The organism is Brevibacterium sp. MGP-B1, assembly GCF_057766545.1.
On sequence record NZ_CM173407.1, the window covers coordinates 3,424,662 to 3,443,688 of the forward strand.

At 63.5% G+C, this 19,027-nt stretch carries 17 protein-coding genes; 8 read left to right on the forward strand and 9 right to left on the reverse strand.

Annotation, left to right across the window (positions count from 1 at the left end; all coding sequences use genetic code 11):
• Window positions 1-14: 14 nt before the first annotated feature.
• On the reverse strand, window positions 15-1,331 hold the full coding sequence (locus AC3CD9_RS15530; protein ID WP_486002733.1) for a DUF445 domain-containing protein: 1,317 nt from the start codon (window positions 1,329-1,331) through the stop codon (window positions 15-17).
• Window positions 1,332-1,594: 263 nt separating this feature from the next.
• On the opposite strand from AC3CD9_RS15530, the gene AC3CD9_RS15535 reads away from it, so the two are divergent.
• The 8 genes from AC3CD9_RS15535 to AC3CD9_RS15570 all read left to right on the forward strand — a co-directional run bounded on the left by AC3CD9_RS15535 (window position 1,595) and on the right by AC3CD9_RS15570 (window position 9,146).
• Window positions 1,595-2,035, forward strand: coding sequence for a hypothetical protein (locus tag AC3CD9_RS15535; protein ID WP_488364836.1), 441 nt, complete (start codon window positions 1,595-1,597; stop codon window positions 2,033-2,035).
• A gap of 71 nt (window positions 2,036-2,106) precedes the next feature.
• Window positions 2,107-2,985, forward strand: a complete 879-nt coding sequence (locus AC3CD9_RS15540) for a class I SAM-dependent methyltransferase (protein ID WP_488364837.1) — start codon at window positions 2,107-2,109, stop codon at window positions 2,983-2,985.
• 258 nt (window positions 2,986-3,243) lie between these two features.
• On the forward strand, window positions 3,244-4,419 hold the full coding sequence (gene argE / locus AC3CD9_RS15545) for an acetylornithine deacetylase (RefSeq protein ID WP_488364839.1): 1,176 nt from the start codon (window positions 3,244-3,246) through the stop codon (window positions 4,417-4,419).
• Between the two features lie 61 nt (window positions 4,420-4,480).
• Window positions 4,481-4,699 carry a hypervirulence associated TUDOR domain-containing protein gene (locus tag AC3CD9_RS15550; protein ID WP_488364840.1) on the forward strand — a complete coding sequence of 73 codons (219 nt, stop codon included), beginning with the start codon at window positions 4,481-4,483 and terminating at the stop codon, window positions 4,697-4,699.
• Window positions 4,696-5,289 carry a DUF488 domain-containing protein gene (locus tag AC3CD9_RS15555; protein WP_488364842.1) on the forward strand — a complete coding sequence of 198 codons (594 nt, stop codon included), beginning with the start codon at window positions 4,696-4,698 and terminating at the stop codon, window positions 5,287-5,289. The genes AC3CD9_RS15550 and AC3CD9_RS15555 overlap by 4 nt, the downstream gene beginning before the upstream one ends.
• 156 nt (window positions 5,290-5,445) lie before the next feature.
• Window positions 5,446-6,393 carry an iron uptake transporter permease EfeU gene (gene efeU / locus AC3CD9_RS15560; protein WP_488364843.1) on the forward strand — a complete coding sequence of 316 codons (948 nt, stop codon included), beginning with the start codon at window positions 5,446-5,448 and terminating at the stop codon, window positions 6,391-6,393.
• A gap of 79 nt (window positions 6,394-6,472) precedes the next feature.
• Window positions 6,473-7,786: an iron uptake system protein EfeO gene (gene efeO / locus AC3CD9_RS15565; RefSeq protein WP_488364844.1), complete on the forward strand. Its 1,314-nt coding sequence runs from the start codon at window positions 6,473-6,475 to the stop codon at window positions 7,784-7,786.
• A gap of 19 nt (window positions 7,787-7,805) precedes the next feature.
• Window positions 7,806-9,146 (forward strand): Dyp-type peroxidase, encoded by a 1,341-nt coding sequence (locus AC3CD9_RS15570; RefSeq protein WP_488364846.1) that lies wholly within the window; start codon window positions 7,806-7,808, stop codon window positions 9,144-9,146.
• A gap of 521 nt (window positions 9,147-9,667) precedes the next feature.
• Here AC3CD9_RS15570 and rplI read toward each other — a convergent pair.
• From rplI to AC3CD9_RS15610, 8 genes are all read right to left on the reverse strand, one after another.
• Window positions 9,668-10,126 carry a 50S ribosomal protein L9 gene (rplI, locus tag AC3CD9_RS15575; protein ID WP_488364847.1) on the reverse strand — a complete coding sequence of 153 codons (459 nt, stop codon included), beginning with the start codon at window positions 10,124-10,126 and terminating at the stop codon, window positions 9,668-9,670.
• Window positions 10,127-10,142: 16 nt separating this feature from the next.
• Window positions 10,143-10,382 carry a 30S ribosomal protein S18 gene (gene rpsR / locus AC3CD9_RS15580; RefSeq protein WP_025779604.1) on the reverse strand — a complete coding sequence of 80 codons (240 nt, stop codon included), beginning with the start codon at window positions 10,380-10,382 and terminating at the stop codon, window positions 10,143-10,145.
• A gap of 47 nt (window positions 10,383-10,429) precedes the next feature.
• Window positions 10,430-11,062 carry a single-stranded DNA-binding protein gene (locus AC3CD9_RS15585; RefSeq protein WP_488364848.1) on the reverse strand — a complete coding sequence of 211 codons (633 nt, stop codon included), beginning with the start codon at window positions 11,060-11,062 and terminating at the stop codon, window positions 10,430-10,432.
• A 33-nt stretch (window positions 11,063-11,095) separates the two neighbouring features.
• Complete coding sequence (gene rpsF / locus AC3CD9_RS15590) at window positions 11,096-11,386, reverse strand: 30S ribosomal protein S6 (protein WP_488364850.1); 291 nt, start codon at window positions 11,384-11,386, stop codon at window positions 11,096-11,098.
• Between the two features lie 109 nt (window positions 11,387-11,495).
• Window positions 11,496-12,869, reverse strand: coding sequence for a hypothetical protein (locus AC3CD9_RS15595; RefSeq protein ID WP_488364851.1), 1,374 nt, complete (start codon window positions 12,867-12,869; stop codon window positions 11,496-11,498).
• 44 nt (window positions 12,870-12,913) lie between these two features.
• The gene (locus tag AC3CD9_RS15600) at window positions 12,914-15,337 is read right to left on the reverse strand and encodes a transglycosylase domain-containing protein (protein WP_488364853.1); all 2,424 of its coding nucleotides are present in this window, start codon (window positions 15,335-15,337) and stop codon (window positions 12,914-12,916) included.
• A gap of 360 nt (window positions 15,338-15,697) precedes the next feature.
• A complete protein-coding gene (locus tag AC3CD9_RS15605; protein ID WP_488364854.1) occupies window positions 15,698-17,404 on the reverse strand; it encodes an AMP-binding protein in 1,707 nt (568 codons plus the stop codon).
• A 108-nt stretch (window positions 17,405-17,512) separates the two neighbouring features.
• Window positions 17,513-18,988: a CCA tRNA nucleotidyltransferase gene (locus AC3CD9_RS15610; RefSeq protein ID WP_488364856.1), complete on the reverse strand. Its 1,476-nt coding sequence runs from the start codon at window positions 18,986-18,988 to the stop codon at window positions 17,513-17,515.
• Window positions 18,989-19,027: the final 39 nt, after the last annotated feature.

Here is a 19,027-nt window from a genome sequence, read left to right on the forward strand (position 1 = left end):
GCTCAGTGTGAGGCTCATCCCGGCAGGAGCACGATGACGGTGTGGATCACGAGACCGACCAGCGCGCCGATGACAGTGCCGTTGATGCGGATGTACTGGAGGTCGCGGCCGACGTAGAGCTCGATGCGTTCGGCAGCTTCCTTCGCGTCCCAGCGCTCGATGGTGTCGGAGATGACGCTGGCGATCTCGGGGCCGAAGCTCTCGGCCAGATCGCCGGCGGTGGTGGCGATCCGGTCATCGATGCGGCGGGAGAAGTCCGAGTCCGCCTGCAGCCGTTCGGCGAATTCGCCGATGAGCTGCCAGATGCGGGCGCGGACTTCGCCGCCTTCGTCGATGATGGCCTCGCGCAGCAGCTGTTTGAGCGAACCCCAGATCTCGAGGACGGAGTCGACGACTCCCTCCTGGCTGAGCAGGTCGTTGAAGATCTCTTCGGCCCGCTGGGACAGGGACGAGTCCGATTCGAGGTCGTCGGAGAGGTCGACGAGCCACGCATCCAGCGCCTGTCGGGCCTTGTGGTATTCATTGTCGCGGACATCGGCGACCCAGCCGAGCACTTCGCGCTGCAGTCGGTTGGCCAGCTGTTCGTTGACGAAATCGGGGACCCAGGACGGTGCCCGGTTGTGGACGATCTCATCGATGACCTGCGGATTGTCACCCAGCCAGCTGTAGGCCTCCGCGACGATGAGGTCGACGAGTCTGTGGTGAGCACCGTCGAGGACGATCTGACGCAGCAGCTGCGCAAGCACCGGTGTCTTCCGGGTGGCCACGAGCCGAGGAATGATGACGTTCCTGGTCAGCGCCTTGATCGAGTCGTCATCGATACGGGCGAGCACATATTCGAGGCCTCCTGCAGCACGGTCGACGACGATATCTCGGTTAGCGGGCTTGGCCAGCCATTTCCCGGCACGATGCGAGATCTCGGCGGATCGGATCTTCGTCGACACTGCCTCGGCGTGGAGGAAATTCGCGGCGACGAAGGCCGACAGACTCGCACCGAGGGTGTCCTTCTTGCGCGGGATGATCGCGGTGTGCGGAATCGGCAGCCCGAGAGGGTGGCGGAACAGCGCGGTGACGGCGAACCAGTCGGCGATCGCGCCGATCATCGCGGCCTCCGAGGCGCGGGAGACGAACCCCCAGACGCCGGTGTTGTCGGTGAAGAGATGGGTGGAGAGGAAGATGAGTGTGGCGAGGATGAGCAGCGAGAGCGCGAGCGTACGCATCTTCTTCAGACCGCGAGCGCGCTCTTGATCCTCCGGCGTGAGCTCGGCCGGCCCGCCGTTTCCGCTGCCGGCGCCGAAGCGCGGTACGGATGGTGTCTTCTCGATCGACATCGTTACCCCCTGCTCCACGACTTTAGCGAAACCCGGCCCCTCCACACGCATCCGCAGGCGGGTTCGCACCTGGGAATTCCGCGGAGAGCCCCACCGCTCGGGCCGCCCCATCGCTCACGAGCATCCCTCACCGTTACTCTTACTTCGCCGCGTTGCTCGCTATCCACCCCTTCCCTCTCATAACTCCCCGGTGCACCGGGTCGAGATGCCACGACTCATGAGGGATGAGCCTTTCGACCAGGTACTCGAGCTAGAATTCGACCATGGTCCGCCCGCTGAACGCCCGGGAACACAGCGTCGCACTGCGCATGATCCGCTCGGCTACGACGTCTCCCGACGAAGCAGACTATGCCGACTTCACTCCTGAGCAGCGGCAGGGTTGGGATCCACCCGAGCCCATTTCGAACGAACAGCGTCAGATCTGGGAGGGCCGCCTCGGCGAGGTGATGGTCACCAGCCATTGCGACTGTGGAACCTGTCCAAGCGTGGGAATGCGTCCGCAGGATCGCCTCGACGATGAGCATCGCGATGATCAGGGCGGAGACGGGGACTGGTCGGAGCGCGTCGTCCTCACAGCCGGTTCACCAGGCGCGATGCTGCTGCTCTTCATTGACGACGACTATCCCAGCTATCTCGAGCTGGCGCCGATCGACGAGGATCAGAGTTTCACCGATTTCCCCGAACCGGAGACGATCTCCATCTGATCCGGTACGGATGGATTTCCATCCCCTCGCCGAGGCGGCCCTGCCCGACCGCGAAACGTTAGGCTTCGTAGATGGAATACTTCGAGAATCGTGAACGTGCTGAATCCTTCGGCGAGGTCGCCCAGGAGTACGACGCCTTCCGACCGAAGTACCCGTCCGCCCTCGTCGCAGCGATCATGGAAGCGGCCGCAGTTGGCACCGACTCCCGAACGCATGCCTCACTGCCGCCCACCAGCGGTCGAACCTCGGGTGCCCCGCACATCCTCGATGTCGGTTCCGGTACCGGCATTCTCGCGTCCCAGCTCCGGTCAGCAGGCGCTGAGATCCTCGCCGTCGAACCGGATGACGAGATGGCTGCGGTTGCTCGGTCCAAAGGACTCGATGTGGACGTTTCGACGTTCGAGGACTGGGATGCACAAGGGCGAGACTTCGATCTCGTCAGCTTCGGTCAGTCCTTCCACTGGGTCGACCCGGCGGTGGCGCTCCCGACGATTCGCACGGTGCTCCGCCCCGGTGGAATTCTGGCTCTGGCCTGGAACGATATCGAACCCATCGGTGAGCTGAAGACCCGGCTCAATGCGGTCATCGCTCGCTTTCATTCCGACGGCAGGACCGCGAGTCTCGGTTCGAGAGCGAGCTGGGGCACCGAAGCGAGCCAACAGGCGAGGGCGGGCAGCGGTACGACTGAACCCGCACTGACGGTCGAACCCGTCGAACATCCGGCGCTCACGCAACTGCGGGATGCCGGTTTCACCCCGAATGAGACCACTTTCGTCGAGGACCTTCACTATTCGAAGCACGATTGGCTGTCGATGGTCTTCACCTACTCGGCTCAGCTGACGATGGATCCAGTGAAGAGAGCGGTCATGCGCGAAGAGATGTCCGCCGAAATCCCCGACGACGGGCTCGATGCGCGGAACGAGGCCCTTCTCGTCCTCGCTGGGGCCTGAATATGGGACACTCATGGTTGAAAAGCTGCGCTCAATGCTGAGCAGTTCCCACCCACTGGGCCGGTCCCACACGGCATGAGTCCGACCCGTAGAGTGAAGGCGTATGGTCACCGCTGTCCTGCACGGGGACCACGTCCGCGCTGGGACCGCCACTCCGCGGAGACGTCCGACGTCCCCGCTGGGACCACCGCGGCCCTCCCGCAGACGCAGCGATCTGACCGAAACGAGACCACCCGCATCCGAGAGTCAGGAGCAGTCGTGTCAGCGACACCCGCCGAGGCCACCATCACCGAGATCACGAATCTCATCACCTTCGACACGACGAGCCGGGACACGAACCTCCCGCTCATCGACCACGTCGAGGCCCGCCTCCATGCCGCCGGCATCGAATCACGCCGGATCCCGAACCCGGAGGGCACGAAGGCGAACCTGCTCGCAACCATTCCTGCAGCCGACGGCACGACCACCGGAGGCATCGTCCTGTCCGGACACACCGACGTCGTCCCCGTCGACGGCCAGGACTGGTCCTCCGACCCGTTCACCCCCGAGATCCGCGACGGAAAGTTCTATGCCCGCGGCAGCGCCGACATGAAGTCCTTCATCGGCGTCATCCTCTCCCGCCTCGAAGCGCTCAAGTCCGCGAAACTCAGCGAACCCATCCATCTCGCCTTCTCCTATGACGAAGAGATCGGCTGCGTGGGCGCCATCTCCCTCGTCGAGGCCATCACCGAGGAGGGCCTGGCGCCCCGCGGCTGCATCGTCGGCGAACCCTCGAGCATGCGCGCCATCCGCGGCCACAAGTCGATGAACGTCTTCCGCGTCGACTTCCATGGCGTCGCCGCCCACTCCTCGCTCACCCCCGACGGCGTCAATGCCATCGCCTATGCCTCCGAATTCGTCGCCTTCGTCCACGCCGTCGCAGCCGAATTCCGCACCGAGGGACCCTTCGACGAGGCCTATGTCGTGCCCTTCACCTCGGTCACGGCGAACACGTTCACCGGCGGCATCGCCGTGAACACCATCCCCGCCGAGGCGACCGTCCAGTTCGAGTTCCGATCGCTCGGTTCCGTGGACCGCGAGGCGCTCATCGAACGCTTCCGCGCCGAGGCGCAGCGTCTCGGTCGAGCGATGGCCGCCGAGAACGAGACCGCCGGAGTCGATTTCACGATCGAAGCCGAAGCTCCCGGCTGCGAGACCCCGGCCGACGCGGACATCGTCTCGCTCACCGCGAACTGGGGCGCAATCGCCACCGATGACAAAGTCACCTACGGCACCGAGGCGGGACTGTTCTCCGAAGCAGGCATCCCGACCGTCGTCTGCGGTCCCGGAGACATCGCCCAGGCTCACGCTCCCGACGAGTTCATCGAACTCGAACAGATCGCCGCCTGCGAATCGTTCATCGACGCCCTCATCTCCGGCCTCTCCGAGAGCTGAGGAGGCGGATTCAGGGGTCGTACACTGCAGATAGGATCACAGACCCAGACAGGGAGGCAGCATGGCAACTGAATACTCGGTCGGTGACCGCGTGGGCTGGAACTCCGAGGCCGGCCAAGTTTCCGGTCGTATCACGAAGATCCACACTGCCGACTTCGACTACAAGGGACACCGTCGCCGCGCCTCGGCAGAGGACCCGCAATACGAGATCAAGAGCGACAAGACCGACCACATCGCCGCCCACAAAGGCAGCGCTCTGCATCTCATCGACGACGAATGACGGGACGGGCTACCGCGAAATCCCGGGCCGCGTCTGTCGGCTCTGCCGACGCCGGTCTGCCGCGTCTGCTGACAGTCGGGCATTCGAATCGTGAACTGAACGAGTTCATCGAACTGCTCATGGATACCGGCACCGAGGCGGTCGTCGACGTCCGGAAACTGCCCGGTTCGACGAAGAACCCCTGGTTCAACGCCGACACCCTTGAGAGCGACCTCGCCGAAGCAGGGATCGAATTGCGGCGCCTCGAAGGGCTGACCGGTCGCCGACCGGTCAGCCGGACGGTGCCCTTCGACGTCAACGCATGGTGGCAGAACCGCAGCTTCCACAACTATGCCGACCACTGCCTCTCAGAGGCATTCCGCATCGACCTCGAAACTCTCATCGGCTGGAGTACGGAGGCACGCTGCGCGATCATGTGCTCGGAGGCCGTGTGGTGGCGGTGTCACCGGAGGATCATCGCCGATCAGCTGCTCGCCCGGGATCTCCCCGTCACGCACATCCTCGGTGAAGGTCACATCGATCCGGCGAAGCTGAGCGAGGGCGCCCAGGTCGACGGCGACGGCATGCTCACCTACCCCAGCGACAACTGACCCTGCTTTCCTGCGATTTCATCGCTTCTCATCGTCAGAGAATGCCCGAAAGCGGATGTACACTGAATCAGCCGACCTTAGGTTAGGCTAAATTCGTTCATCCCCTTTCGAGACGGCCCGAACACCCGCCTCGACGAACTGACGAGAGTGAGTCAGATGTTCGTCGCGAACCTCCTCATCGCCTTGCGCGAAGGTCTCGAGGCCACCTTGGTCATCGGCATCCTCGTGGGCTACCTGGTCAAAACCGATCGCCGAGACGTCCTGCCCAAACTCTGGCTCGGTGTCGGACTCGCCGCACTCATCCCCTTCGGCATCGGCGCCCTGCTGACTTGGGGACCGAAGACCCTGACTTACCAGGCGCAGGAGATCATCGGCGGCGTACTCTCCATCATCACCGTGGCCCTGGTGACCGGCATGATCTTCTGGATGGGCAAGCACGCCCGCGCACTCAAAGGTGAGCTCGAATCGTCGATGGCCGCCTCGTTGGACAAGCGCTCCTCCGGCTGGGGTCTCGTCTGGCTCGCCGTGCTCGCTGTCGGCCGTGAAGGCGCCGAATCCGCGCTGTTCATCTGGGCCACGGTCCGCTCTTCGGTGGAGAACAACGTCATCGCCACCACCGCCGGCGTCGTCACCGGTCTGCTGCTCTCACTCGTCCTCGGCTGGCTCATCTACCGCGGTTCGCGCAAGATCAATATGAAGCTCTTCTTCTCCGTCACCGGCTACTTCCTCATCCTCGTCGCCGCCGGAATCTTCGCGTACGGCATCAGCGATCTGCAGGAGGCCGGAGTCCTGCCCGGCATCATGAACCATGCGTGGAACTTCAGCCATCTGCTGCCCGAACCGACGTCGCCGATCTACTGGCTCTACGTCGTCGGCCAAGCGATCTTCCAGGTCAACGTCCAACCCACGGTGCTCCAGACCATCGGCTGGATCGTCTATATCTTCCCCGTGGCGATCATCTTCTACCGCCAGGTCCGCGGGAAGAGGCCCGGCAAGAAGGGCGGGACGACCCCCACCCCGACGGAAGGGAACACCCTCGCCGAGGCGGCCCCCGCCTCGGCGACGGTTGAGCCGAGATCATCGGCGACCACGCCCCATCCCTGATCTGCCGCACCGCCCCTGGTGCGGCCCGGCCGCACCAAAGCACCATCCTGATTCACCAATCTCATCTGCGAGGACATCCATGAAACGCCATTCCGCTCTCATCGCCCTGCCCACGGTCACTCTGCTCGCTCTGTCGCTGGCAGCCTGCACCGACAATCCGCAGAACAAGAAGGACGATGCCGCTGCCTCCGGCGACACCGTCACGGTGACGATTACCGATGACACCTGCGATGTCAGCCCCGCCACTCTGCCTTCGGGCAAGGTGAGCTTCTCCGTAACGAACAACGGCACGAAGCCGAACGAGTTCGAGATCCTCGCCGAGAACAAACTCCAGATCGAGTCCGAGAAGGAGAACATCGGCCCGGGCACGACGACTACGGTGACCACAGCACTCGAAGAAGGCACGTACTACACGGCATGCAAGCCGAATATGGTCGGCGATTTCGTGGGACTGGCGAAATTCGCCGTGACGAAGGGCGAAGAAGTCTCCGTCGACAGCGATACCCAAGCCGCCGAGGACAAGGCGATCACGAACTACACCGGCTACGTCAAGGATCAGGTCGGTCAGCTCGTCGATGCGACGAAGGACTTCACCGATGCTTACACCTCGGGTGATACCGAGAAGGCGAAGGCCCTCTATCCGTTGGCGCGTCAGCACTACGAACGCATCGAACCGACCGCCGAGTCCTTCGGCATCAAAGAGGCCGGAGACCTCGACGGTGCGCTCGACGCCCGAGTCCAAGACCTCTCGGCCGATGCCGGGAAGAAGCCCAACGACCCAGAGGTGCTCGCCGACTGGACCGGGTGGCACCGGATCGAAGCCGATCTGTTCACGGACAAGTCCGAAGGCTATAAGTTCGAGTCCGAGGCTGAACGGAAGAAGGTCGCAGACAAACTCAACGAGGACACGAAGACCCTCTACGACCTCGTCTACGGCAAGGTCGACGGCGCCAGCGGCACGTTCGAACTCAAACTCTCCGATGTCGCCACGGGTGCATCCGCGCTGCTCGAAGAGGTCGCACTGTCGAAGATCGGCGGCGAAGAGGAGACCTTCTCGCACACCGACCTCTATGACTTCCACGCGAATGTCGAAGGCGCTGAGGTGGCCTACGGCAATGTCGAAAAGCTCGTCGAAGCCCAGGATCCCGAGCTCGCCAAGACGATCACAACGAACCTCGACGGTGTGAAGACAGTGCTCAAGAAGTACCAGACCGGCAAGGACGATGAGGGCAACATCCTCTACAAGGACTATTCGAAGGTCGCGGCAGTGCAGAAGGACGCCGGCGAAGCTCCGCAGGACACCGACTACACCAAAGCCCAGCAGGAACTCTCAGACGCAGTCAATGCCCTGAGCGAACCCCTGTCACAGGTCAGCGGCACGATCCTGCGCTGAAGTCTGTCGGAGTACGAGCATGAGCAATGACGATCCCATCGAGGCGGGTTCCATCGAAGGCAAGGTCCGCGGGATTCCGAGGCGTCGGCTGTTCGCCCTCGGTGGGGCCGCCGGGGCTCTCGGCATCGCTGGTGTCGGGGGCGGTGCGGCCGGCTATGCCGTGCGCGGGGCGCAGGAGAAGAAGCAGTCCGCCGTCCATCTCAGCTATCCCTTCCGGGCTGAGAAGCAGCAGGGCATCCTCACTCCCGCTCAGGACAATATGTACACGGTGGCCTTCGACGTCACGACCACGGGCCGTCAAGCGCTCATCAGCCTCCTCGAGGAATGGACGGTCGCGGCGGAACAGATGAGTGCCGGTGACCTGGTCGGTGGCGCTCCGGACGCGAACGCCGAGCTGCCGCCGAAGGATTCCGGTGAGGTGTGGGGCTATCCTGCCAGCGGGCTGACGATCACCTTCGGCTTCGGTGCCACCTTGTTCGTCGATGAGTCGGGCAAGGATCGTTTCGGCCTGAAGAGCAGAATGCCGCAGGTGCTCAAGGACGGTGTGCCGAAGTTCGCGAATGAAGCCATCCATGCCTCCGAGAGCAATGGGGATCTGCTCGTCCAGGCCTGCGCGAACGATCCGCAGGTCGCCGTCCATGCGATCCGCAACCTCACTCGCATCGCTTTCGGCACTGCGAAGCTCAAGTGGGGGCAGATCGGCTACGGCCGCACCTCGTCGACGTCGACAGAGCAGGAGACCCCACGCAACCTGTTCGGGTTCAAGGACGGGACGAACAACATCAAGAGCGAAGACGCCGACGGCGAACTCGACAAGCACCTGTGGGTGCAGTCCGGTGATGATCCGGCATCCGATGGCTGGCTGGCCGGTGGCACCTACTTCATGGCTCGCAAGATCCACATGTACTTGGAGATCTGGGACCGAGTGTCCTTGGCTGAACAGGAAGACATCATCGGCCGCGACAAACGCTATGGCGCCCCACAGTCCGTGGCAGAACCCACCGCCGATGAAGAGTTCACCCCCATCGACTTCTCCGCGAAGAACGCGGAGGGTGCAGCCGCGATCGATGCGCGGTCGCATATCGCCATCGTCGCTCCCGAGCACCACAAGGGGGCGAAGATGCTGCGCCGGGGGTACAACTTCACCGATGGCAATGATTCGCTCGGCCGCCTCGATGCGGGTCTGTTCTTCATCGCCTATGTGCGGGACCCGCGGACGAACTTCTATCCGATCCTCAAGACCATGGCGCAGAAGGACCTGCTCACCGAGTACCTGCAGCATCAGGCCTCGGCGCTGTTCGCCGTCCCGCCCGGAATCGGCACCGGCGACACGATGATCGGGCAGAAGCTCTTCACCTGACCCATCCCTTCCCATCGTCCCGCAACGTCCGCGCGGCATCACAGCATCCCACACCGCCAGCGACGTTGCGCACCGCAAGCGTCGTGTCCTCCATCTGCGACCCACGAGCATGCGTCACCGCAAGCGGCACAACCTACGACTGCAAATGCATCTGTCACCGGCAGCCGCACAACGCACAGGTGCAACGGGATGTTATGCAACTGTAGCGAGGTTCTAGGTGCGACACGTCGTTTTGCCGCGAACCCGGATGGATGCTCGACTGCCCTCCAGTGCAGACCGCAGCCCTCAACGTCGTCCGCAGCTCAGTGCCTACCGTGAGGCAGTGCCCACCGTGAGCAAGTATCAGCGCCGAGCCGCCGCCGGCCGCACCCTCACAGCTCGAACAGTCGAATCCCAACCCCACGGAAAACGCCGAGGCGGCACCTGAACTCAGGTGCCGCCTCGGCGGTGGTGTGGTGGGGCCGTTCAGACCCTCACCACGTTCGAATCATCCGGACTGGGACGCCCGGACAAGGCCTTGATCAGGCCTTGCCGATGACCTCGAACTTGATCTTCGCGGTGATCTCGTCGCCGACGCGCACAACAGCGTTGTAGCTGCCGGGGGTCTTGACGTGACCGGTCAGGGCGACCTGACGGCGATCGAACTCGCGTCCGGTCGCGGTCTGCAGGGCCTCGGCCACGAGGGCAGGGGTGACGGCGCCGAAGAGGCGACCGTTCTTGCCGGCCTTCATGTCGATGCGAGCCGTGGTCGACTCGAGTTCGCCCTTGACCTTGATGGCTTCGTCGTGATCGGCGATCTGCTTGGCCTGACGGGCCTTGCGCAGAGAGTCGATGTGCTTCTCAGCGCCGGCGGACCAGGCCGAAGCCCAGCCACGAGGCAGAAGCAGGTTGCGTGCGTATCCGGCACGAACCTCGACGACGTCGCCGGCGGCACCGAGGCCGTCGACTTCCTGGTTCAGAATCACTTTGCGGTTAGGCATTATTCTTTCCCTCCGATCAGCGAGCTGAGCTCGAGTAGGGCAGAAGTGCCATCTCGCGGGCGTTCTTGACGGCCTTTGCGATGACGCGCTGTTCCTGCACGGTCACACCGGTGACGCGACGTGCACGGATCTTGCCGCGGTCGGAAATGAACTTACGGAGCGTAGCGGTGTCCTTGTAGTGGATGTTCGCCGCTTCGCCCTTCTTGAGCGGATTAGCCTTCTTCTTGATAGGCTTCCGGATCTCTGGCTTTGCCATGAGTATCTCCTGTTAACGAATGTCTCGAAATGTCGTGAAGACGTGGATCAGAACGGGGGTTCATCGGCGCCGGGGTTGCCCCAGCCGCCGTTGCCGCTCTGCGGGTTCGATGATGCCCACGGGTCATTGGCGGGTGCGTTGTTGCCGCCCTGGCTGTAGCCCTGGCGCTGACCACCCTGCTGGCCGCCCTGCTGAGGATTGTTGCCCCAGCCGGAGGACTGCTGGTTGCCGAAGCCGCCCTGCTGGCCGCCTCCGCCCTGGTTGCCGCCACCGAAGTTGCCGCCTCCGCCACCGCCGAAGTTTCCTCCGCCGCTGGGGTTGTTCTTCGAGACCTGGGCGGTGGCGCGTCGCAGGCTGGGGCCGACTTCGTCGACGTCCAGCTCCATGACCGTGCGCTTCTCGCCTTCCTTGGTTTCGAAGGACCGGGACTTCAGTCGACCCTGAACGATGACCCGAGTACCGCGCTGCAGAGATTCGGCGACGTTCTCTCCCATTTCACGCCACACCGAGCAGCGGAGGAAGAGAGTCTCTCCGTCCTTGAACTCGTTGGCCTGACGGTCGAAGATACGCGGCGTCGAGGCCACGGTGAAGTTTGCGACTGCCGCACCGTTCGGTGTGAAGCGCAGTTCGGGATCGCTGGTGAGGTTCCCGACGACCGTGATGACTGTTTCGCCTGCCATTGAATCTCCTAGAAGCGAGGTAGCTTAGATGCCTTACTTGGCGTCCGGGCGGAGGATCTTCGTACGCAGAACGGACTCGTTGAGTCCGAGCTGACGATCGAGTTCCTTGGTCGTTGCAGGCTCGGCGTGGAAATCAACCACGACGTAGTAGCCTTCGGACTTCTTCTGGATCTCGTACGCGAAGCGACGACGTCCCCAGATATCCACGTTGGCGACGGTGCCGTTCTCAGCCGGGACAACCTTGATCAGGTTGTTCACGGTGTCAGCCAGCGTCCGCTCTTCGAGGTCGTTATCAAGAATGAGCATGAGCTCGTACTTACGCATATGTCACCCACCTCCTCTGGTCTTTGCGGCCATGGTCGGTCCATGGCAGGAGGGTATATGCACGCCCGCTCCCGGTGTCGTGATCGTCACGAAATGGGAACAGACCTCACTAGTCTAATCGACCGGTGCGCTGACTGTCATGTCCGGATTCGTGCTCTTCCTTACGTCCAGCAGCCCGATGTTCCAGCGCGTCGCCCGGACCGTCGATATCCTCTCGCCGAGGCGGCGCCGACGCAGCCATGCGACCGCGGATACCGCGCCGGTAGAGGTTCTCACCGGCCATGATCACGACGAGGACGAGAGCGAGCAGCCGCAGCAGGGTGAACAGGGCGACGAAGGTGGAGTCGAGTCCCTCATCGACTTCGAATCCGGACACATCACCGAGTTGGACGGCGACGGCGAAGACCGCCTCGGCGAGGGTCCAGACGATGAGCACCCACCAGCGGCGGATTGACAGGGCGATGAAGGGCAGCAGCCACAGGCTGTCCCAGGGCATGAGGCCCGGTGCGAGCAGCAGGCAGCCGCCGATGAGCAGGCATGCGGCTACGGCCGGATCGAGACCTGTGCGGCGGACCATGTAGAGAGAGACGGCGACGGCGAGGACCACTCCGGCGCTGACGATGGTCCACAGCGGTGCCCAGACGGAGACGTCGCCGAGTTCGGCCATGAGCAGGATCGAGGCGAACGAGCCGCCGTCGACGGCATCGGAGTACCAGTGGATGATCCGGTCGATCGCGCTGAGGTCGACGACGAGCAGCACCGCCGAGGTGACCGTGGCCGCGGCGAGCATCATCCGAGGATTGCGCGGCCCCAGTCCGCGAGCCGGGTTCGGTCCGGCCACGGTCAGGGCGAGGAGCACGAGGAGGGCGAGCGGGTTGATGAACGTCGCGATGCCCAGCAGCACTCCGGCCAACCACCCGCGCGGGCGCAGCGGTGGGGTTCCGAAGAAGATGACCATCGCCCACACCGCCAGTGCGAGGGCGATCGGGTCGAGAGTGGAGCCGAGGGTGAAGAGGATGAGCGGGGAGGCGAAGACCGCGACCAGCCACCCTCGGAAGCGGGCGAGGACGAGGAGTCCGGCGCCGAGTGCCGCAATGCCTGCCGTGTTGAGCAGGAGCACGACGACCATGAAGAGGGAGACGTCGTTGGTGAACAGCTGGAACAGGTCGACCAGGCGAGCTTCCAGCGGGACCAGGGCCGCCGCTCCGCCGTGTGCGCGCCCGAGCACGTCGGGGTTGGTGTCACCGAGAGAGGCCGTGGACAGCGGCCCTGCGCACATCCTCGCCGAGGCGGACGGCTGTTCGTATCCCGAGCTCAGGCACGGGCCCTGCAGAGCCAGAGCGAGGAAGGTGGTGACGCCGAGGACCGCAGCCAGCGCAGAGGCCTGCGCGCTGCGGAACCGGCGACCGGCGGCACCCAGGTGAATGCCGACCGGACCGCCGAGCAGAGGCTCGGCGATCCGGGTACTGGGCTTCGAGGGCATGACTCGAGGTTACCGGTCAGCCACCGTATTCACGGCCATGAGGCTCACCCACCTGGCTTAAAGCCATCGGTATCTCCCGCGAGGCCGCCAAGGCCTTCTTCGTCGCCGGAGCCGCCGCCGTTAGAACCATTGCCGGATCCATCACCGCCGTCGCCGGAGTCGCCCCCGCCGCCATTAGAACCATTCCCGGATCCATCACCGCCGTCGCCGGAGTCACTTCCGCCACCGTCATCAGATGAACCGTTCTTCGAATCCTTGCCGTCGGAGTCCTTCGAATCGTCCGATCCGTCCTTCGAGCCTTCTTCCTTGCCCTTCTCGTCGCCGTCAGAGTCCTTATTCTTGTCCTCGTCGTCCTTCGGAGTCTCGATCGGAGCCTTGGGCTCTTCTTCTTCGTCCCCGTCGCTGCCGTCGTTGCTGCCCGACGGTGCCTTGGGTTCGGGCTTCGGAGCCGGGGCCGGGTTGGAGTTCTTCGGCTTGGGCTTATCGGGAAGCTCGCCGCGGGCCGGGAACTGTTCGACCTTCTCACCCTGGAGAGCCTTCTGCATGTAGTCGGTCCACACCTGGACCGGGAACGATCCACCGGTGACCTCACCGCGCCCGCCGAAGGAGCCGATAGACACGGACTTTCCGTCGACCTCGCGATAGAGCACGACCGAGGTGGCGAGGTTCGGTGTGTAACCGGAGAACCATGCGGCCTTGTTCTCGTTCGTCGTACCGGTCTTGCCCGCGGCAGGACGACCGAGGTTCTGGGCGTAGCTGCCCGAACCACCCTGAACGACCTGGCTTAGGGCGTACGAGGTCTCGGCACCAACTGCCTTGTCGAAGACGCGCTTGCCCTTGGTTTCGGCCTTGTACACTTCCTCGTCCTCGGCACCCTTCGTGACCTTCTTGATCGAGTGGGTCTCGTGGTGGACGCCGTTTGCCGCAAAGGTCGCGTACGCCGAAGCCATATCGATGGGCTTGACGCTGGGCGTACCGAGCACATTGGAGGGGTTCGGGGTCAGCCCGATCGAGCAGCCGCCGGTATCGCCGGCTTTCATCTCCTTGTCGGTGCAGTTCTCACTCAGTCCCGCACGTTCGGCGACGTCGACGGTCTTGTCCGGCCCGACCTGCACATTGAGTGCCGCGTAGGCGGTGTTGATCGAGGACTGCGTCGCCTTGAGCAGGCTGACGGGCCCGTAACTCGAGCCGCCGAAGTTGTTGACCGTCCACGGCGTGCCGTCGTTGTTCAGCGTCGTCGGGCTGGCACCCGGATACGAGTCTGTCAGTCGAACGCCGTTCTCCAGACCCGCGACGAGAGCGAAGGGCTTGAATGTCGATCCGGCCTGCACATGACTCTGCGTCGAGGCGTTGAACGCCTGATCGAGGTAGTTCTTGCCGCCGTAGAAGGCTTCGATTCCGCCGTTGTCCGGGTCGATCGAGACGAGTCCGGCCTGCATTCCTTCGGGCTGGTCCTGCGGGAGCGTCTTGATGGCCTGCTCGGCCGCCTTCATCCGATCCTTGTCGAAGGTGGTGACGATGTTGTAGCCGCCGCGATCGAGCTGGGCTTCGTCGATATCGAGCTTCCGCAGCGCCTCGCGGCGGACGAAGTCCCACATGTAGCCCTTCTGGCCCGACAGTGAGGACTCCTTGTTCTGCTTCTTCACTTCGGGCATCTCGACCTTGGCGGCCTGCTCCTCGGTGATGAAGCCTTCGTCGACCATGTTCTTGACCACGTAGTCGAAGCGGTCCTGATAGGCCTCGGGATTGTCCGAAGGATCGGCGGCACCCGGGCGCTGGATCATCGCGGCCAGCAGAGCGGACTCGCTGACATTGAGTTCTGAGGCCGGTTTGTCGAAATAGTTCTGAGATGCCACTTCGATGCCGTAGGAACGACGACCGAGGTAGATGGTGTTGAGGTAGTTCGCGAGGATCTCGTCCTTCGACTGCTGCTGGTCGATCTTGAGCGAGATGAACATCTCCTTGACCTTGCGATCAAGTGAGTGCTCGTTCGTGAGGTAGAAGTTCTTCACGTACTGCTGAGTGATCGTCGAACCGCCACCCGCGTACTTATTGGTGGCCACGCCGACGACAGCGCGGGAGAGGCCTTTGATCGAGATGCCGCGGTTCTCGTAGAACGAGGTGTCCTCGGCGGCGATCGCTGCCTTCTGCATCGGCTCGGAGATCTCGTCGATCTCCACTGACTTGCGGTCCTCGACCTTGTACTGACCGATCGGCGTCTTGCCGTCGCTGTAGTAGATCGTCGAGGTCTGACCGGTGGCCTCGAGGTTCGGCTCGGGGATGTCCGTTGCGGCATAGCCGATGGCGAATGCCACGCACAGGGCGATGACGAGGCTGAGCCCGCCGACGACGAGTACGCGAATGCTCGGCAGGAAACGGGTCCATCCGCTCACACCCGCTCGCGGGTAGTTGAGCAGGTTCTTCGTATTCCTGCCGATGTTCTTGGCTGTGTGTTGTCCCTTAGCCACCCAAGGTCCTCCAGGTCAGTCAGCCTGCCGCAATGCGTGGCGACGAGGTCCGAAAAAGGTCAAAGACGCCAATCAGTCTCGCACGCATTCATTAGTAGAGGATGAAAAAGCGCTGAGCCTGACGCCCTGCAGACACGCCAGGTTACCGAACCGTTCTCTGAGTAAACCCGCATTCGGCATCTCACCAGGCATTTTAATTCACTGCGGAAGAATCAACCATCACTGGTGCGTGTTTGCTCACATTCAAGCGTGCGCTCACTTTTCGACCGGTGCCACCCTCGATCAAGTGGGAGCCCGCTTTTCGGCCCGAGTAACAGTCGAAAAGAGGGCTCCCGCTTGAACGAGCCTCTACGGCGCGGCTCAGCTCTTGAGGTCGAAGTCCGTATCGGCGTACTCGTTGCCCTCGACGACGGGTTCGCCGCTGAACGGATGCAGCTGGTCTTCGCGGGCGCGCAGCTCGACACGACGGATCTTTCCGGAGATCGTCTTCGGCAGTTCGGCGAACTCGAGTCGGCGGATGCGCTTGTACGGAGCCAGGTTCTCACGGCAGTAGGCGAGGATCGACCGCGCCGTCTCGGCATCGGCCTCGAATTTGCTCGACACGACGACATACGCCTTTGGCACCGCCAGTCGCACCGGATCCGGCGACGGCACGACGGCCGCCTCGGCGACGGCCTCGTGTTCGATGAGCACGCTTTCGAGCTCGAAGGGGGAGAGCCGGTAGTCGCTGGCCTTGAATACGTCATCGGCGCGACCGACGTAGGTGATGTAGCCGTCCTCATCCCGGGAGGCCACGTCACCGGTGTGGTAGACGCCGCCTTCGAAGGCCTCTGCGGTCTTCTCCTCGTTGCTCCAGTATCCGGTGGTCAGGCCGATGGGACGGGGATCGAGGCGCAGGCAGATCTCGCCCTCGTCGCCTTCCTCACCGGTCGCCGGGTCGATGAGCACGACATCGAATCCGGGCAGGGCCTTGCCCATCGAACCGTATTTGAGCTCCTGATCGGGCGAGTTGCCGATCTGCAGGGTCGACTCGGTCTGACCGAAGCCGTCGCGGATGAGCACACCCCATTCGCTGTGAACGCGGTCGATGATCTCGGGGTTGAGCGGTTCACCGGCACCGAGGGCCTTCGTCGGAGGATTCTTCAGGTGGCCCAGGTCGGCCTGGATGAGCATGCGCCACACCGTCGGCGGCGCGCAGAAGCTCGTCACTCCCACGCGGTCCATGGTCTCCATGAGGGCGTTGGCGTCGAAGCGTGAGTAGTTATAGAGGAAGACGCAGGCCTCGGCGATCCACGGGGTGAAGATGTTCGACCAAGCGTGCTTGGCCCAACCGGGCGATGCGACATTGAGGTGGACGTCGCCGGGTGTCAGTCCCATCCAGTACATCGTCGAGAGATGACCGACCGGGTAGGAGACATGAGTGTGGGCGACCATCTTGGCCTTCGAGGTGGTGCCCGAAGTGAAGTAGAGGAGCATCAGGTCGTCGGCGCGCGAGCTGCCCTGAGGCTCGAACTCGGTGCTCTCATCATCGGCATCGGAGTAGCTGTAGTCCTGCTGGCGGGTCGGCTCCCCGCCGACGACGATGCGGACGACTTCGACATCGACGTCATCGAACTTCGCGGCATCCTCGGCGCCGGCGACGACGAACTCGGCCTGACCGCGCTCGGCACGGTCGGTGAGGTCGATGGGGCCCAGCTGCGTGGTGGCCGGCATGAGCACGGCACCGAGCTTGATGCCGGCGAGCATCGTCTCCCACAGCTCGACCTGGTTGTTGAGCATGACCATGACATGGTCGCCGCGCTTGATCCCGGCACGGCGAAAGTGATTCGCCGCCTGGTTCGAGCGCGCGGACAGCTCCGCGAAGCTCCACTTGCCCTCACTTCCGTCTTGTTCGACGATCCACAGAGCCGGCTTGTCGTTGTTCTCGGCGATCTTGTCGAACCAGTCGAGTGCGAAGTTGAAGTGGGTGAGACGCGGCCATTCGAATTTGTCGCGCGCGGCCTCGTAATCGCTGCGGAGCTCAATCAGCTTGTCTCGGGCAGCGCGGAACTCCTCGGTCACTGTCATTGTGGTCTCCTCACCTTTCGCCACCGTCACATTATGTGACGTCACACACAAATCTAAACGATTACGAAGCTTTCAGCACTGATCAGCCGGTGAGCAGGCGGGGGTCGGTCACTGACCGTGGGACTCCCACCAGGAGCGCAGCTCCGCCTCGGCGCGTTCGGGTCCGAGCGGCCCGTGCTCCATCCGCAGCTCGAGCAGATGCTTGTACGCCTTGCCCACCAGCGGTGATGGTTCGATATCGAGGATCGCCATGATCTGCTTGCCGTCGAGGTCCGGGCGGATCGCCGCGAGCTCCTCCTGCTCGGCGAGGGCCTCGATCCTCTCCTCCAGGTCGTCATAGGCGAAAGCGAGCCGATCGGCCTTCCGCTTGTTCCGGGTGGTCACGTCCGCACGGGTGAGGATGTGCAGCCGCGAGAGCAGCCGTCCCGCGTCGGTGACATAGCGGCGCACCGCCGAATCCGTCCACCCGGCATCGCCGTAGCCGTAGAAGCGCAGATGCAGTTCGACGAGGCGGCCGACCGCCTTCGTCGTGTCCTTGTCGAAGCGCAGCGTCTTCATCCGCTTGGCCGTGAGCTTCGCACCTACCGCGTCGTGATGGTAGAACGTCACGGCACCGCCGGGCTGGAAGCGTCGAGTGGCGGGTTTGCCGACATCGTGCATGAGCGCGGCGAAACGCACGACGAAGTCCGGCACACGCAGGCGCTGCGGATCGTCATCGGCCATTCCGGCCTCCTCTTGAGCCGCGGCATATCGGCTCTCGAGTTCGACTGCCTGACGCAACACGGTCAGCGAATGCTGGTAGACGTCCTTGTGCCGATGATGCTCATCGGTCTCGAGCTGCAGTCCGGACACCTCGGGGAGAACATGGTCGGCGATTCCGGTGCGCACGAGCAGGTCGACTCCGGCGACCGGATCGATGCCGGTGATGAGCTTGACGAGTTCGACCTGGACGCGTTCGGCGGAGATGATCTCGATCCGATCGGCCATCGCCGTCATCGCCTCTTCAACCTCAGGCACGGGGTCGAGCCCGAGCTGAGAGGTGAACCGGGCCGCGCGCATCATCCGCAGCGGATCATCGGAGAACGAGTCCGCGGCGGCCCCGGGGGTGCGGATGCGACCGGCGATGAGGTCGTCGAATCCCTGATGCGGGTCGACGAACGTCTTCGAGGGCAGCCGGATCGCCATCGCCCCGATCGTGAAGTCGCGGCGGACGAGGTCGGCGTCGAGGTCCGTGCCGAAGGCGACCACAGGTTTGCGCGAGTCCTCTTCATAGGCTTCTGCACGGTAGGTCGTGATCTCGATCTGCACACCGGACTTCACAGCCCCGATGGTGCCGAATTCGCGTCCGATGTCCCAGTGCGTGTCGACCCAGTCGGAGATCAGCCCGAGGATGTCGTCGGGGTGGGCGTCGGTGGTGAAGTCGAGGTCGGGCATGGGGCGACCGAGCAGCGCGTCACGGACGGAACCGCCGACGAGGGCGAGTTCGAAACCGGCTGAGGAGAACCTCTGACCCAGAGGGCCGAGGATGTGCTCGAGTTCGTCGAGCTTGTCGTGCAGTCGGTTGTGCGCGGTCTGCGGATCCACCGAGCTCCTTCAATTCTTCAGATCTCTGCTCTTGCCCAT